The sequence below is a fragment of the Streptomyces bicolor genome (assembly GCF_000719285.1).
In the GTDB taxonomy this organism is placed as follows: Bacteria; Actinomycetota; Actinomycetes; order Streptomycetales; family Streptomycetaceae; genus Streptomyces; species Streptomyces bicolor.
Genome location: NZ_JOFS01000006.1, coordinates 124,710 through 137,802, shown reverse-complemented (window position 1 = coordinate 137,802; position 13,093 = coordinate 124,710). Strand labels below are relative to the sequence as shown.

The 13,093-nt window shown below is 68.8% G+C and carries 13 protein-coding genes; 5 read left to right on the top strand and 8 right to left on the bottom strand.

What is annotated here, in order from left to right:
- The first annotated feature begins 5 nt into the window (after window positions 1-5).
- The 4 genes from IF78_RS0109475 to IF78_RS0109460 all read left to right on the top strand — a co-directional run bounded on the left by IF78_RS0109475 (window position 6) and on the right by IF78_RS0109460 (window position 4,905).
- Window positions 6-1,133, top strand: a complete 1,128-nt coding sequence (locus tag IF78_RS0109475) for an alpha/beta hydrolase (RefSeq protein WP_107049914.1) — start codon at window positions 6-8, stop codon at window positions 1,131-1,133.
- 667 nt (window positions 1,134-1,800) lie between these two features.
- Window positions 1,801-2,004, top strand: coding sequence for a cold-shock protein (locus IF78_RS0109470; protein WP_028799214.1), 204 nt, complete (start codon window positions 1,801-1,803; stop codon window positions 2,002-2,004).
- Between the two features lie 178 nt (window positions 2,005-2,182).
- Complete coding sequence (locus IF78_RS0109465) at window positions 2,183-3,682, top strand: DEAD/DEAH box helicase (protein ID WP_031482920.1); 1,500 nt, start codon at window positions 2,183-2,185, stop codon at window positions 3,680-3,682.
- Between the two features lie 872 nt (window positions 3,683-4,554).
- Complete coding sequence (locus IF78_RS0109460) at window positions 4,555-4,905, top strand: helix-turn-helix domain-containing protein (RefSeq protein WP_031482922.1); 351 nt, start codon at window positions 4,555-4,557, stop codon at window positions 4,903-4,905.
- Window positions 4,906-4,963: 58 nt separating this feature from the next.
- On the opposite strand, the gene IF78_RS0109455 is transcribed toward IF78_RS0109460, so the two are convergent.
- The 6 genes from IF78_RS0109455 to IF78_RS0109430 all read right to left on the bottom strand — a co-directional run bounded on the left by IF78_RS0109455 (window position 4,964) and on the right by IF78_RS0109430 (window position 9,588).
- Window positions 4,964-5,092, bottom strand: coding sequence for a PIN domain-containing protein (locus tag IF78_RS0109455; RefSeq protein ID WP_425314606.1), 129 nt, complete (start codon window positions 5,090-5,092; stop codon window positions 4,964-4,966).
- Between the two features lie 220 nt (window positions 5,093-5,312).
- Window positions 5,313-5,549 (bottom strand): helix-turn-helix domain-containing protein, encoded by a 237-nt coding sequence (locus IF78_RS0109450; RefSeq protein WP_031482926.1) that lies wholly within the window; start codon window positions 5,547-5,549, stop codon window positions 5,313-5,315.
- Window positions 5,549-6,133 carry a DUF2975 domain-containing protein gene (locus IF78_RS0109445; protein WP_031482928.1) on the bottom strand — a complete coding sequence of 195 codons (585 nt, stop codon included), beginning with the start codon at window positions 6,131-6,133 and terminating at the stop codon, window positions 5,549-5,551. The genes IF78_RS0109450 and IF78_RS0109445 overlap by 1 nt, the downstream gene beginning before the upstream one ends.
- Window positions 6,134-6,242: 109 nt before the next feature.
- Window positions 6,243-7,568: a M1 family metallopeptidase gene (locus IF78_RS0109440; RefSeq protein WP_425314605.1), complete on the bottom strand. Its 1,326-nt coding sequence runs from the start codon at window positions 7,566-7,568 to the stop codon at window positions 6,243-6,245.
- Between the two features lie 161 nt (window positions 7,569-7,729).
- Complete coding sequence (locus IF78_RS0109435) at window positions 7,730-8,377, bottom strand: response regulator (protein ID WP_031482933.1); 648 nt, start codon at window positions 8,375-8,377, stop codon at window positions 7,730-7,732.
- Entirely contained in the window at window positions 8,368-9,588 is a 1,221-nt protein-coding gene (locus tag IF78_RS0109430) for a sensor histidine kinase (RefSeq protein WP_031482934.1), read from the bottom strand. Before IF78_RS0109430 ends, IF78_RS0109435 begins: the two co-directional genes overlap by 10 nt.
- A 109-nt stretch (window positions 9,589-9,697) precedes the next feature.
- On the opposite strand from IF78_RS0109430, the gene IF78_RS0109425 reads away from it, so the two are divergent.
- Window positions 9,698-11,281 (top strand): serine hydrolase domain-containing protein, encoded by a 1,584-nt coding sequence (locus IF78_RS0109425; protein WP_078662363.1) that lies wholly within the window; start codon window positions 9,698-9,700, stop codon window positions 11,279-11,281.
- 256 nt (window positions 11,282-11,537) lie between these two features.
- On the opposite strand, the gene IF78_RS45885 is transcribed toward IF78_RS0109425, so the two are convergent.
- Together IF78_RS45885 and IF78_RS0109420 are read right to left on the bottom strand one after the other, a co-directional pair.
- On the bottom strand, window positions 11,538-12,050 hold the full coding sequence (locus tag IF78_RS45885; RefSeq protein ID WP_078662362.1) for a hypothetical protein: 513 nt from the start codon (window positions 12,048-12,050) through the stop codon (window positions 11,538-11,540).
- Window positions 12,051-12,431: 381 nt separating this feature from the next.
- The gene (locus tag IF78_RS0109420; protein ID WP_031482938.1) at window positions 12,432-13,028 is read right to left on the bottom strand and encodes a TetR/AcrR family transcriptional regulator; all 597 of its coding nucleotides are present in this window, start codon (window positions 13,026-13,028) and stop codon (window positions 12,432-12,434) included.
- Window positions 13,029-13,093: the final 65 nt, after the last annotated feature.

Genomic DNA, 13,093 nt, shown 5'->3' with positions numbered 1-13,093 from the left:
ACTGCATGGAACGTCGCAAAGCGCTCGGACTGATCGCCGCCACCGGCGCCGCCACCGCCGCCTCCTTCACGGCTCTGCCCGCCTTCGGCGAGGAGACCGGCGGCGCCGCGGGCGCCACAGGACAGAGCAAGTCCACGGCCAACGGCGGCTACACCTTCGCGCTGGACAAGAACGTCAAGCGGACCTCGGTGCGATTCAAGAACCGCTACGGCATCACGGTCGCCGCGGACCTCTACGTACCGAAGAACGCCAGGGGCAAGCTGCCCGCCCTGGCGCTCAGCGGCCCGTTCGGCGCGGTCAAGGAACAGTCCTCGGGGCTCTACGCCAACGAGTTCGCCCGCCGCGGCTACGTCGCCCTCGCCTTCGACCCCTCCTTCACCGGCCAGAGCGGCGGCACGGTGCGCGACGTGGGCTCGCCCGACATCTACACCGAGGACTTCAGCGCCGCCGTCGACTTCCTCGGCCTGCAGAGGATCGTCGACCGCGAGCGGATCGGCGTGCAGGCCATCTGCGGCCTGAGCGGTATGGCGCTGACCGCGGCGGCTGCGGACAGCCGTATCAAGGCGGTTGCCACGTCCGCGATGTACGACATGTCGCGCAGCATGTCCCGCGGCCACCAGGACTCCTACACCCGTGAGCAGCGCCAGAAGGTCATCGACTACCTCAGCCGGCAGCGCTGGACCGACGCCGAGAACGGCACCTTCGCGCGGGGATCCCACGAGGTCCCCTTCGACGAGAACGGCAACGTCGCCCCCTCGAACCGCGTCCTGCCCAAGACCCTCCCGGCGGACGCCGACCCGATCACGAAGATCTTCTTCGACTACTACCGCACCGAGCGCGGCTACCACCCGCGCTCGATCAACTCCACCACCGCGTGGACCGCGACCACGCCGATGTCGTTCTTCGCCTTCGAGCAGATGACGGACATCGACATGCTGGCGCCCCGCAAGGCCCTCCTGGTGGCCGGCGCCGAAGCGCACTCCCTCTACTACTCCGAGGACGTCCAGAAGACGGCCCCCGACAGCATCGACCTCGTCGTCGTCCCGGGCGCGGACCATGTCGACCTGTACGACCGCAAGGACCTCATCCCCTTCGACAAGCTCGACGAGTTCTTCACCAAGAACCTCGCCTGACCGCGAAGCGCCCCCGACGAACCGAACGAGGACGAAGCGTCCGGGCTGCCGTTCTCCACCCGCCGGCTACGAGAGTGCCACGAGTGCCACACCGTGGGGGCGCGAGGGTGACTGGCTGATCGGCATCGGCGTAGCCGTCGGTGTGCGCAATCCGGGCAACGCGCTCCCTGTCCCACACGCTCAAACGGGTGCGAGGCGGACACACCACGGACGACGCGACGCTGCTCATGGTGGAGTGGCGCGGCTGACCTCATCGCTCCCGGCCACTGGCCGTCCTGCTCTTCTCGGGGGATGTGACCTTCCTCGCGATGGAAGCGTCTCGGCTCGTTCGACGGCGCGCCGTCCGCCGGCGAAGGCGGCAGCGGCACATCTCCCGTCGGCAGAGGTCACGGGGCCGTGGGCGGAAGTGCACGGCGGGAAGATCGTTCCCGTGGAGAGCAATATCTGTGTCCGTGAAATGAGAAATAGGTGCGGGGCACGGCAAGTATTCCCCCGACCATCGGCCGGAGTGGAATTGTCGACCGCGCATGGCCGATCGCACCGTGCTACTGTCGATCTCAGTTGCAGGTGTGGTTGCCAGAAGGTTCATTTCCGACGGGGTAATCATCACGGCGACACGGAATTCACACAGGGTGAATTCCTGACACCGCCTCCGAAGGAGAATGAAATGGCTACTGGCACCGTGAAGTGGTTCAACGCGGAAAAGGGCTTCGGCTTCATCGAGCAGGACGGCGGCGGCGCCGACGTCTTCGCCCACTACTCGAACATCGCCACCCAGGGCTTCCGCGAGCTGCTGGAAGGCCAGAAGGTGTCGTTCGACATCGCGCAGGGCCAGAAGGGCCCGACGGCCGAGAACATCGTTCCCGCCTGACACCGGCGCTGACGCATACTTCGCAGCTGGGGCCCGCACCTCTGGGGTGCGGGCCCCAGCTCGCTGCATTTCAGGGCAGCCCCACATCATATTCGGCTCGTCTCGAGATTCTCTGCGCCGCTCATCTGCTGCGGGAATTCCTTGCTGCGTGCCCCGTCAAGGAAGGCTCCGCATGAGCATGAAGCGCGCCCGCACATCTCGCACATATGACCGCTTCGGGGGAGGCGCCGGCGCCGGCCGCTCCGATGGTCCGCGCCGTTCGAAGGGTTACGGAAATCGACCGGCCGGACGGGCCGTACAAGGCGAGTTCGCCCCGCCGAAGACGATCACGCCCGCGCTGCCCGCCGCCGGGTCGTTCGCCGAACTCGCCATGCCTTCGCGGCTGTTGGTCACGCTCGGCCGCGAAGGCGTGACCGCACCGTTCCCGATCCAGGCGGCGACCCTGCCGAACTCACTGGCCGGTCGTGACGTACTCGGCCGTGGCCGCACCGGCTCGGGCAAGACCCTCGCCTTCGGCCTCGCCCTACTGGCTCGTACAGCGGGGCGGCGTGCCGAGCCACGGCAGCCGCTCGCCCTCGTCCTCGTCCCCACCCGCGAACTCGCCCAGCAGGTCACCGACGCGCTCACTCCCTACGCCCGCTCCGTGAGCCTGCGGCTGGCCACCGTCGTCGGCGGAATGTCCATCGGCAGGCAGGCCGGTGCGCTGCGCGCCGGGGCCGAGGTGGTCGTCGCGACGCCCGGGCGGCTCAAGGACCTCATCGACCGGGGCGACTGCCGGCTGGACGATGTCGGCATCACGGTCCTCGACGAGGCCGACCAGATGGCCGACATGGGCTTCATGCCCCAGGTCACCGCCCTGCTCGACCAGGTGCGTCCCGACGGGCAGCGGATGCTCTTCTCGGCCACCCTGGACCGCAACGTCGACCGGCTGGTGCGGAACTACCTGCACGACCCCGTCGTCCACTCGGTCGACCCCTCCGCCGGCGCGGTCACCACGATGGAGCACCACGTACTCCATGTGCACGACGCGGACAAGCACCGGACGACCACCGAGATCGCGGCGCGAGACGGTCGAGTGATCATGTTCCTCGACACCAAGCACGCGGTGGACCGGCTGACCAAGCACCTGCTGAGCAGCGGTGTCCGCGCCGCAGCCCTGCACGGTGGCAAGTCCCAGCCCCAGCGCACCCGGACCCTGGCCCAGTTCAAGAGCGGCCATGTGACGGTATTGGTGGCGACCAACGTCGCGGCGCGCGGGATCCACGTCGACAACCTCGACCTGGTCGTCAATGTGGATCCGCCCAGCGACCACAAGGACTACCTGCACCGCGGCGGCCGTACGGCCCGCGCCGGCGAGTCCGGCAGCGTCGTCACCCTGGTGACCCGTGACCAGCGTCGCGAGGTGAGCCGGCTGATGGCTTCGGCGGGCATCACCCCCCGGATCGCCCAGGTGCGGTCGGGCGAGGCGGAGTTGAGCCGCATCACAGGCGCCCAGGCCCCTTCCGGTGTGCCGGTCGTCATCACCGCGCCGGACGTGGAGCGTCCCCGCGGCGCGTCTTCTTCCTCCCCGTCCCGGGGCCGTCGGGGGCGCCGGGGCCGTGCCGGCCAGGGCAGGCCCGTCGGCGAAGCGGCACGCCGCAGGGGAGAACAGCGGTCCGGCTTCGGCTCGGCTGCCTAGGGCCGCTGCGATCACAAGCCCACTCCTCTCCCGGTAGGAGGCACCTATGACGCAGGCTCAGAGCACGGGCCTGATCACCCTGGCCCGGCACTCGGCCCGGCGCCGTCGGGGAGCGCGGCCGGAGCCCGGGCGTCCCCACCCTCGCCCGCTGATCCATGAAGGGTGTCCCGCCTGAGATGTGAGGACGGGCGGGAAACTGCCACCAGAGACCCGGTGAGGGCCCTGCCGACGCGCGTCGGCAGGGCCCTCACCGTTTCGCTGCCCGCAGTGGCCGAGACGGACGCAGTCCTTCAGGACCGCCACGCCACGCCACGCAGGCCACAGGATGCCTGTGACCACCGAACGCCAAAATCTACTTTTGCCGGAGTAGACATTGCTCCCTGGCACGGTTAGTCTCTTTCTCGTTGACACGGTCAAGCGAGACCCGGCAGACACGAACTGGCGGGAAGTAGTACCTGAAGTTCGCAGGTCAGTGCGGCTCTGGAGCTCCGAAGCCAAGGTGTTCGCAGAACGGTGACGGGGCTGAGAGCCGCACTGGGCAGCCCGCAGGTCGAGGGGCTGCCGAGAGCATCACCGAGCAGTACCGCAGTACCCGTTCACCGAGTGATTGGTTCTGAGAAAGGACGGAGGAGCAGACGCCATCAGGATCGCCCGGCCCGAGAAGCTCTCGGCCCGGGTACCGCAAGACCCCGGATTGGATGGTGGTCCCCGGTCACGCAGCCGCGATCCCCGCACCCCCTCCCCTCGCGGGCCGGGTAGCGGAAACAGAAGGTCGGCAGAGCATTAGGGCCGACAGATGGTGTTCAATTTCCTTCGGGGCCCTGGTGCCGTACGGCATCAGGGCCCCTCGACGCGTTGCACTACGAGGTGACATGGCAGCAGATACTCCACTCAACGATCGTCTGGACGACGACGACTACCCCGCATACACCATGGGCCGGGCCGCCGAAATGCTCGGCACCACCCCTGGCTTCCTCCGAGCCATCGGTGAGGCCCGTCTGATCACTCCGCTGCGCTCGGAGGGGGGACATCGCCGGTACTCCCGCTACCAACTGCGGATTGCCGCTCGCGCCCGCGAACTCGTCGACAGGGGAACCCCGATCGAGGCTGCCTGCCGCATCGTCATCCTCGAGGACCAGCTTGAGGAAGCTCAGCGCATCAACGCCGAGTACCGCCGTGCCGCCAACGAAGCGGCCGGCAGTTCCAGTCCCGGTTCGAACTGATCAGGTGGGCGCCGGCGGGTCGTAGCTGATCCCAGCAGCGCGTGCCAGAGGAACCCCCTCAGGCGATGTCGTGGACGTTGTGCTCGAGCAGGTCGGACGCGTGCAGGGCAATGGCACGGTGGTCGGCATCGTCGTGGAGGACAGCGAGGCCGTGGTGGGCTGCGGTGGCGGCGATGACGAGGCCCACCGCCGAGCCCCTGCGATGCTCCCCGGCCTGGGCACCCGCACCCTGATCGCGGGATCAGTTCGAACCTCGTCACCCACTCCAGGACCTCCGGATAGCCGAAGGAGTCGGCGAAGTCGAGGTGCGGTCTCGCCGCCGCTCGGAGAGTGCTCCTAGTGGAGTTGGATGTAACGCTCCATGTACCAGGGGGAGGTGTTCTCGTGGTCAGGGCCACGGTGGTCGGCTATGGCCGCGGCTTGGCGGGGTCGTGGGTGATCAGGTCTCCCGGCTGGCATCGGAGGACCTCGCAGATCCTCGACAGGGTCGAGAAGCGGATGGCCTTGGCCCGTCCGTTTTTCAGGATGGACAGGTTGACGACGGTGATACCCACTTGCGCGGCCAGTTCGGTAAGGGTCATGCCGCGCTCGGCGAGAAGGCGGTCGAGGTGGATCCGGATCGCGTGAGGTTCCTCGTCGGACATCAGATGGTCCCTTCGAGGTCCTCTCGCATGCGCACACCCTCGCGCATGATCTTCCCCATGATCACTGCCGTGAGGCCGGCGAGGACGAGGACCAGCGGCCCGGAGACCGTCGGCCCGGAACCGACGATCGGCGCCATGCTCCCGACGAGCCAGGATCGTGACCAGCCGACGGTGAGGCCGGCCAGCGGCGTTCCCACGGCGACGAACCAGCCGAGTACGGAGAGCCGTTGCGCCACCGCATCGGTGAACGGCCCCTGCAGCAGGACGGCCTTCAGCAGTCGGGAGAAGAGGAACAGCGCGAGCGCACCGAACAGCAGCCAGGGCAGTTCACCGCCGAGATCGGCGGCGCGCTGCCCCACGGAGGGACTGTCCTGGCACAGGCGCGCGGCACTGCTGGATGCCTCCACGCCCGCGACCACCGGCAGTGAGTCCGCCAGTGAGGCGTTGCGCCAGAAGTCCGTCTGCACACAGACCGCCCCGTCGTCGAGCATGTGCGTGACCCCCGTGCCGACGAAGGCGAGCCCGCAGAGCACCGCCAGCGCCCAGGTCACCGAGGCCAGGGTCCTCGTGAGTCGCGTGTTCATCTCATGTCCCCCTATCGATTTTCGATAAGCCCAAGGTAGCGGAGCATATCGATATTCGACAAGTGGCATCCGCGGGGGGAGCCGACGAGGGTCGTGCGCGCGGGCGGTTTCACCGGATGCGGTGCTTCGTCCAGAAGGGGCCCAGGTCGTTGTCCGTCACGGACTGTGCGGCCTTCTTGAAGTCGGCGGTGGTCGAGACGCCGTACCAGTGGTCGCGGGCGTACCGCTTGAGGAGTCGGGCCATCGTGTCGGCTCCGATGGTGCGCTCCAGGCGGGCCAGGGCGCAGGGGCCGGCCATGTAGATGAGGTGGTACTCGCCCGGGTGCTTGCTCCAGTAGGCCATCGAGTTGGTGAGCGCGGTGTGCTCGCTCGGCCAGTCGGCGTCCGACCAGCAGTCGCGTGTGTCCCAGCCGTAGAAGCGTGCGGTGGCGTATTGGGCGAAGCTCTCGTCCAGCCAGGGTGCGCCGTATTCGTCGTTGCCCACGATGCCGTACCACCACTGGTGGGCCACCTCGTGGACGACGGCGCCGCCCTCCTCGGTGGTGCCGAGGATGACCAGGCCGGGGTACTCCATGCCGCCGCCGAAGTCCTTGGTCATCACGAGGTCGATCTCGCCGTACGGATAGCGGCCGAACTCCTTGCCGAACCGGTCGACGGCGGCGACGCCGTCCTTGCGGTTGAGGCGTACGCCCGCCGCGGGCGTGTTCGGCGCCCAGTACGACTTCACGCGCACACCACCGGGCGAGGTCTCGACCGCTGTGCGGAACGGGCCCGCCGCCCATGCGAAGTCCCGCACCCGCTGCGCGACGCTGTGCGTGACCGTGCGCCCGGGCTTGCCGTGGCTGGTCCAAGTGCGGCCGGTTGCGGGGACCTTGAGGGCCGCCGGGTGGTCGATACGCACACGGAAGTCGCTCGCCAGGGCGTAGAAGCTCTCGCCGGTCGACACATACGGATCGAGGTGCCATCCCTTCGCATCGTGCACGGCGAGCACCGGCAGCGCATTGCCCAGGAAGCGGAACGCGCCCTCGCGGCCGAAGCGGTCGTTGCGCTGGGGCACGGTTATGGACACGTCGAAGGAGACGGCCGTCCGCTCGCCGCGCGCGAGCGGCTTCGGCAGAGTAATGCGCAGCGCGGTGCAGTTCACGGTGAGGCGGCCAGCGGTGCCACCGCGCACCTTGGACACCTTGACCGGGGGCGGCTTGCCCGGCGTGCCGCACTTGTCGTCGCCGTTGCCCCACAGACGTACGTACACCTCACGCAGCGGCCGGTCGGAGGCATTGCGGAACGACACCCGCTGCCGGCCCGTCCAGTGGGAGCCGTCGGCGTCGCCGCGCAGGGAGACGTCGTAGCGAAGCCGATCGGGCGCCGCGGCCTCGGCCTCGGCCTTGGATGCCGGTGCCGTCACGGCACCAGCACTGGTGGCGCCCGCCGCCATGAGCAAGGCGAGCGGGACAACAAGCAGACGACGAGCGGCACTTGACCACCATGCGGGTGCGCGTAACGACGACATGGCAGCGGATCCTGCCACACCGGTCTGACAATTGGCGGTTGCCGGTTTTCCAGCTGTAGGCCGTGATCGCCCTCGTGCCGTCCCGGTCATGCGCGGAGGTAGGTGAGGACGGCGAGGACGCGGCGGTGTCCGTGGCCGTCGAGGTGGAGATCGAGTTTCTGGAGGATGTTGCTGACGTGCTTGTTGACCGCTGCCTCGGTGACGTACAGCTCGCGGGCGATGGCGGCGTTGGTGCGCCCCTCGGCCATCAGGGCGAGAACCTCGCGCTCTCGGGGGGTGAGGCGTTGCAGGGGGTCGCGGCTGCGGTTGAGGAGTTGGCGGACGACCTCGGGGTCGATGACCGTCGCGCTCGCGGCGACCTGGGCGACCGCGTCGACGAACTCGCTGACGGCGCTGACGCGGTCCTTGAGGAGGTAGCCGACCCCGCTGTCGCTGCCCAGGTCGAGCAGATGGGCGGCGTAGGACTGCTCGATGTACTGGCTGAGCACCAGGACCGGCAGGCTGGGGCACTCCTGGCGCAGGGCGACGGCGGCGCGCAGGCCGTCGTCGGTGTTGTCCGGTGGCATGCGGACGTCGGTGACGACGATGTCGGGACGGTGTTCCCGAACGGCGGTGATCAGGGCGTCCGCGTCACCGACGGCGGCGAGCACCTGGTGGTCGAAGCGGGTGAGCACGCCGATCAGGCCGTCCCGCATCAGCGGGGAGTCCTCGGCGAGTACGACGGTCAGTGGCATGGCAGCTCCACATGCATCAGGGTGGGCCCGCCCTGAGGGCTGGATATGCGGAGTCTGCCGTCCGCCACGGCGACGCGGTCGGCCAGGCCGACGAGGCCGGTGCCCGCCTGAGGTGCGGCGCCGCCGATGCCGTCGTCGCTGACCGACAGAGCCAGCACGTCGGTGTGCAGGCGGGCGTGCACCACGACTCGGGTTGCCTTGCTGTGCTTGACGGCGTTGGTCAGAGCCTCGGCGATGACGAAGTAGGCCGCGGTCTCGACGGGGAGGGGGAGACGGCGAGGCAGGCGGATGTCGACGGTGACGGGCAGTGCGGAACGTCCCGCCAGGTTCTCGACCGCGGCGGCCAGACCGTGGTCGGTGAGAGCCTTCGGATGGACGCCGCGGCTGAGCTCACGCAGCTCGTCGACGGCGAGCGCGACCTGTTCCTGTGCCTTGGCCAGCCGGCCGGCCAGCGGTGAGTCCGGCTCGGTGTCGAGAGCGGCCAGGCCGAGCATCACATTGAGGGAGACCAGCCGCTGCTGCGCCCCGTCGTGAAGGTCCCGCTCGATCCGGCGCCGCTCCGCGTCGAAGGCATTGACCAGCCGCACCCTGGAAGCCCGTACGTCGGTGAGCTCGCGGCCCAGTTCGCTGTCGCGCGGCGCCAGCATGAGACGGGTGACGGCCGCCCTGGTGCCGGCCCAGGCGGTGATGGTGTACGGCGCGGCGGCGAGCAGGGCGAGACCGACGATCACCAGCGGCCAGGCCCCGGGGTCGTCGAGGGGCGACATGATCACCAGTACCGGGACGACCAGGGCGAAGCCCAGGACGAGGGCGTCCATCCACCACAGAGCGGTCGCCGACACCGCGGTGAATCCCAGTTCACGCCAGGTCGCGGGCTCTCGCAGCCGGGTTCGTACCCATCCGACGAATCCCTCGCGTTCGGGGGCCCGGTGCGGGTCCGGCACGGGGTCGAGGTCCACCAGGCGCAGGCGCCACCGTTCGAAGCGGGTGACGGCGACACCGGACAGTGCCACCGCGAGCAGGACCGGCACCCCCACCAACACCACCAGCGAGACGACTCCCGCGACGAGCGCGACGACGAGGACAGCGCCGGCGACGGCGCCGAAGACGACGCCGGACAGCAGGTAGGCGAACGAGCGCCACGGCCAGCTGGAGCCGAGCACCTTCAGCGGGTTCTGGCCCAGCGCCTGCCAGGCGGTCCGATGTCGCATCCCTCGAACCTACCGAGCCGGGGATCTCGGGGCAGTAGTGCGTGCACTACCTCTGGACTAGCGTGCGCGCCAGTGCGCCGACAGGGCAGGGACCGGTGCACTGGGCTCCATGAAGCTGATCACCGTCCCTGCCGGCACCCGTCGCAGACTCGGCACCGTGCTGGCCGCGCTCGGCATCGCGGTCGCGGCCACCGTCGTACCGGCCTCCTCGGCCCCACGGTCCACCGCTGCCCTGGATGCGGCCTCGATCGACCGATTCGTACGCGACTACGTGGAGCAGACCCGTCTGCCGGGCGCGGTGGTCGCCGTGACCAAGGGCGACCGGGTCGTCCACACCGCGGGGTACGGGCACACCGCGTCCGGGCGGGCCATGACGGAGCGGACGCGCCTGCCCGTGGCGTCCCTGTCGAAGTCCATGACCGCACTCGCCGTCATGCAACTGGTCGAGGCGGGCAAAGTCGACCTGGACCAGCCCGTGCACCACTACCTGCCCGAGTTCACCCTGGCCGACCGGCGTTCCCGGGACATCACCGTCCGGCAGGTCCTGACCCAGACCTCCGGTATGGCCGACTCCGCCTACCCCGACCTGACCCGCGCCCAGCCGCACACCCTCGAAGAGGCCGTCGCCGCGATGCGCGAGTCGCCCCTCGCCACGGTGCCGGGCACCCGGCACCGCTATCACAACCCCAACTACTTCGTCGCGGCACGCCTGGTCGAGGTGGTCAGCGGACAGCCCTTCGCCGACTACCTGTCCGCCAAGCTCTTCGCTCCGCTGCGCATGACGCACACCGCATCCGTCGACTCGACCACCGAGATGCCCGACCGGGCCCGCGGCTACGTCCGCGCCTACGGCACGACGTTCCTCCGTAAGCACCCGCGCTGGTTCGCCGCGGGCGGCCACGGTGTCGTCACCACAGCCGACGACCTCTCCCAGTGGCTCATCGCCCAGAACAACCAGGGCGTGTCCGCCGAGGGGCGCCGTATCGCCACCGCACGCACCATCGAGCTCACGCACACCCCACCGAAGGATCCGAAGGACACGGACTACGCGATGGGCTGGGCGCGGTACCGGCACGGTGACGGGACCGAGGAGATCCAGCACAACGGCCAACTCCTCACCCACAACGCCACGGCCACCCTGCTGCCCGAGAGCAGGATCGGCATCGCGGTCGTCACCAATACCGGCCTGATCGCCGGAGACGACGCCGCCCAGATCTCGATGGGCCTCGTCAACCTCGCGCGCGGCAAGAATCCCGAGGTGGCCAAGCCCTTCTCGATGACGGCCGACTGGGTCCTGGCGGCACTGACCCTACTGGCGGCGGGCCTCGGCATCCGCGGTGTCCTGCGTGCACCGCGATGGGCGCGGCACACCGCACGGCGCCCATGGTGGCGAACGGCCATGAGGTTGCTGCCGCAGGCACTCCCGATCCTCTTCCTCACCCAACTCGCCTCACTGCTCGGCCTGCTGATGAACCGCTCCGGAACCCTGGAACAGACCACCTACGCGTGGCCGGCCCTCGTCGTCTGCGCGGCAGCCGGGGGCCTCGCCTCCACCGCGGTCATCACCGCTCGGGCTCTCGCACTGGTCCGTCACCGCCGACGGGCCCGGCATGGATCCGGGGGCGACGGGGGCGGCGGGGTTGACGAACCACTCGGCACGCGAGACGGGCATCAGGTCCTCCGCCCTGCCTGAGGCAGGGAGCAACCGCGGCTGTGCCCTCGGGTGGGCGCCGGGGACAGAACAGGTGAGGGCAGCCACGCGGGCGGCGAGGCGGTGAAGCAGCCCGGTGGTGAAGGCCGGCGAAGGGCGCGCTCACCGCGTTGGACGGGGTCTTTGGGTCGTATCCACGCCGGCCACGGGTCGATGGCACTTGGACCCGGCCCTGCCGCGGGGGCCGGGTCCAAGTGCCACACAGGCAGACTTTCGCTGCCCTTGGTCGACGTGGGGGTCAGTGATGACGCTTGTGGTCTTCTTCGATTGCTCGGAAGCTACCGACAAGCGCGAATGGCACCGTCGCCCCGTCGAGGACCGGCGTGCCGGGAATTGCGCTGCTGGAGTTTCCGGGCCCAATCGTCGCAATTGCAGCGCCGTTGTCGCAGGTAATCCCTCTGAAGAATTCGATGGCCTTCTCGCTGTCGTTTCGGACGTTGAAACTGGTCGCCGGGCTACTGATCACAGCGGTGCACACACCCTCCTCGGGTGAGAACGTTCGTTCGTTGACGTGGATCCGTCCGCGATCGTCATCGTCTCCCCGCTGGCCGCGTCCGCGATCGCGATCGCCCTGCTGGTAGTCGAAGTTTGTCTGGCCGTCGCCTCCCAGGGGCGCAGCGGCATCGGCATCCTGCACCGACGGGGCGGACTTCGGGGCGGAACTCGAAGCCGAGGCGTAGTTCACACTGGTTGCAGCAAGGACGGTGACGCCCACCGACAATGCGATCGCGACAACGGTGCGCGTGCGCATTTCGATTCTCTTTCTCACAGGAACTCTTCTCCATCCTTCCGGGGTGTCAGCCGAGCCAGCCGACTATGAATGAACATACTGATGGCTAATTCTGTCGCCACTTCAGAAATGTTCGAGGGACGACGACAAGGGGCCGATCGGGCGTCTGGAAGCCCGATGTCGAGCATGTGATGCTCCGTCAGAAAGTCACAGGACAGGGTGACTTGCCGACGCGGTTGAGCCGCACGGGGGGCTGGCTGACACGCCATCACCCCTATGCGCGCGTGTCGCCTATTGACAACGCTCCGCGCAATGGTTGCCCGCCACCTCAGCTGCTGGATTTATCCTGCTCAGGGCCTTGCGTGGCGTACCGGAAGCCGTCCGGGAGGCCCGCCGTGGAGATCAGCTCTCGTCGTTCTGCTCGATAGCGGTGCGCAGCATCTCGGCCACCGATCGGCCGGCCACCCGCAGCGGCTCCGGATCCCGGGCGGCTCGGGAGAGTACGAACGCCCCCTCCAGCATCATGATCAACGAGTAGGCGAGTGACCGGGCCCGGTTCCGGTCGGACACCCAGCGTTCGAACCACTGTTCACCGGCGCGGACCCACTCGGCGAACACGTCCGCCGTGGCAACCCGTAGAACCTCGTTGGTACTGGCGACCTCCAACGCCACTGTCGCAATCGGGCAGGCGTCGGCATAGTCGGTCGCGGCAAGGTCGTCCGCGGCCGCCTCGAAGGCGTGCGTGATGGACTCGACCGGGTCCGGAACACTGTCCAGCAGGGCCAGCACCAGTTGGCCGTACGCGGCTCCGGACGTGCGGATCGTCTCCTCGGCCAGCTGCTGCTTGCCACCGGGGAAGAAGTGGTAGATCGAGCCGAAAGGCGCCTCGGCCTCCGTCGCGATCCGCTTCAGCCCGGTGCCCGAGTATCCGTTGCGGCGGAACAGGGCCGTGGCCGCATCCTGGATCCGGGTCCGCGTGTCCGGCTGCCCCTGTCCCATGGCCCTTCACTCCTTCCGCATCGGATGCCGCACCGGATGCCGCAACGAGGTCTTGGCATGTCCCG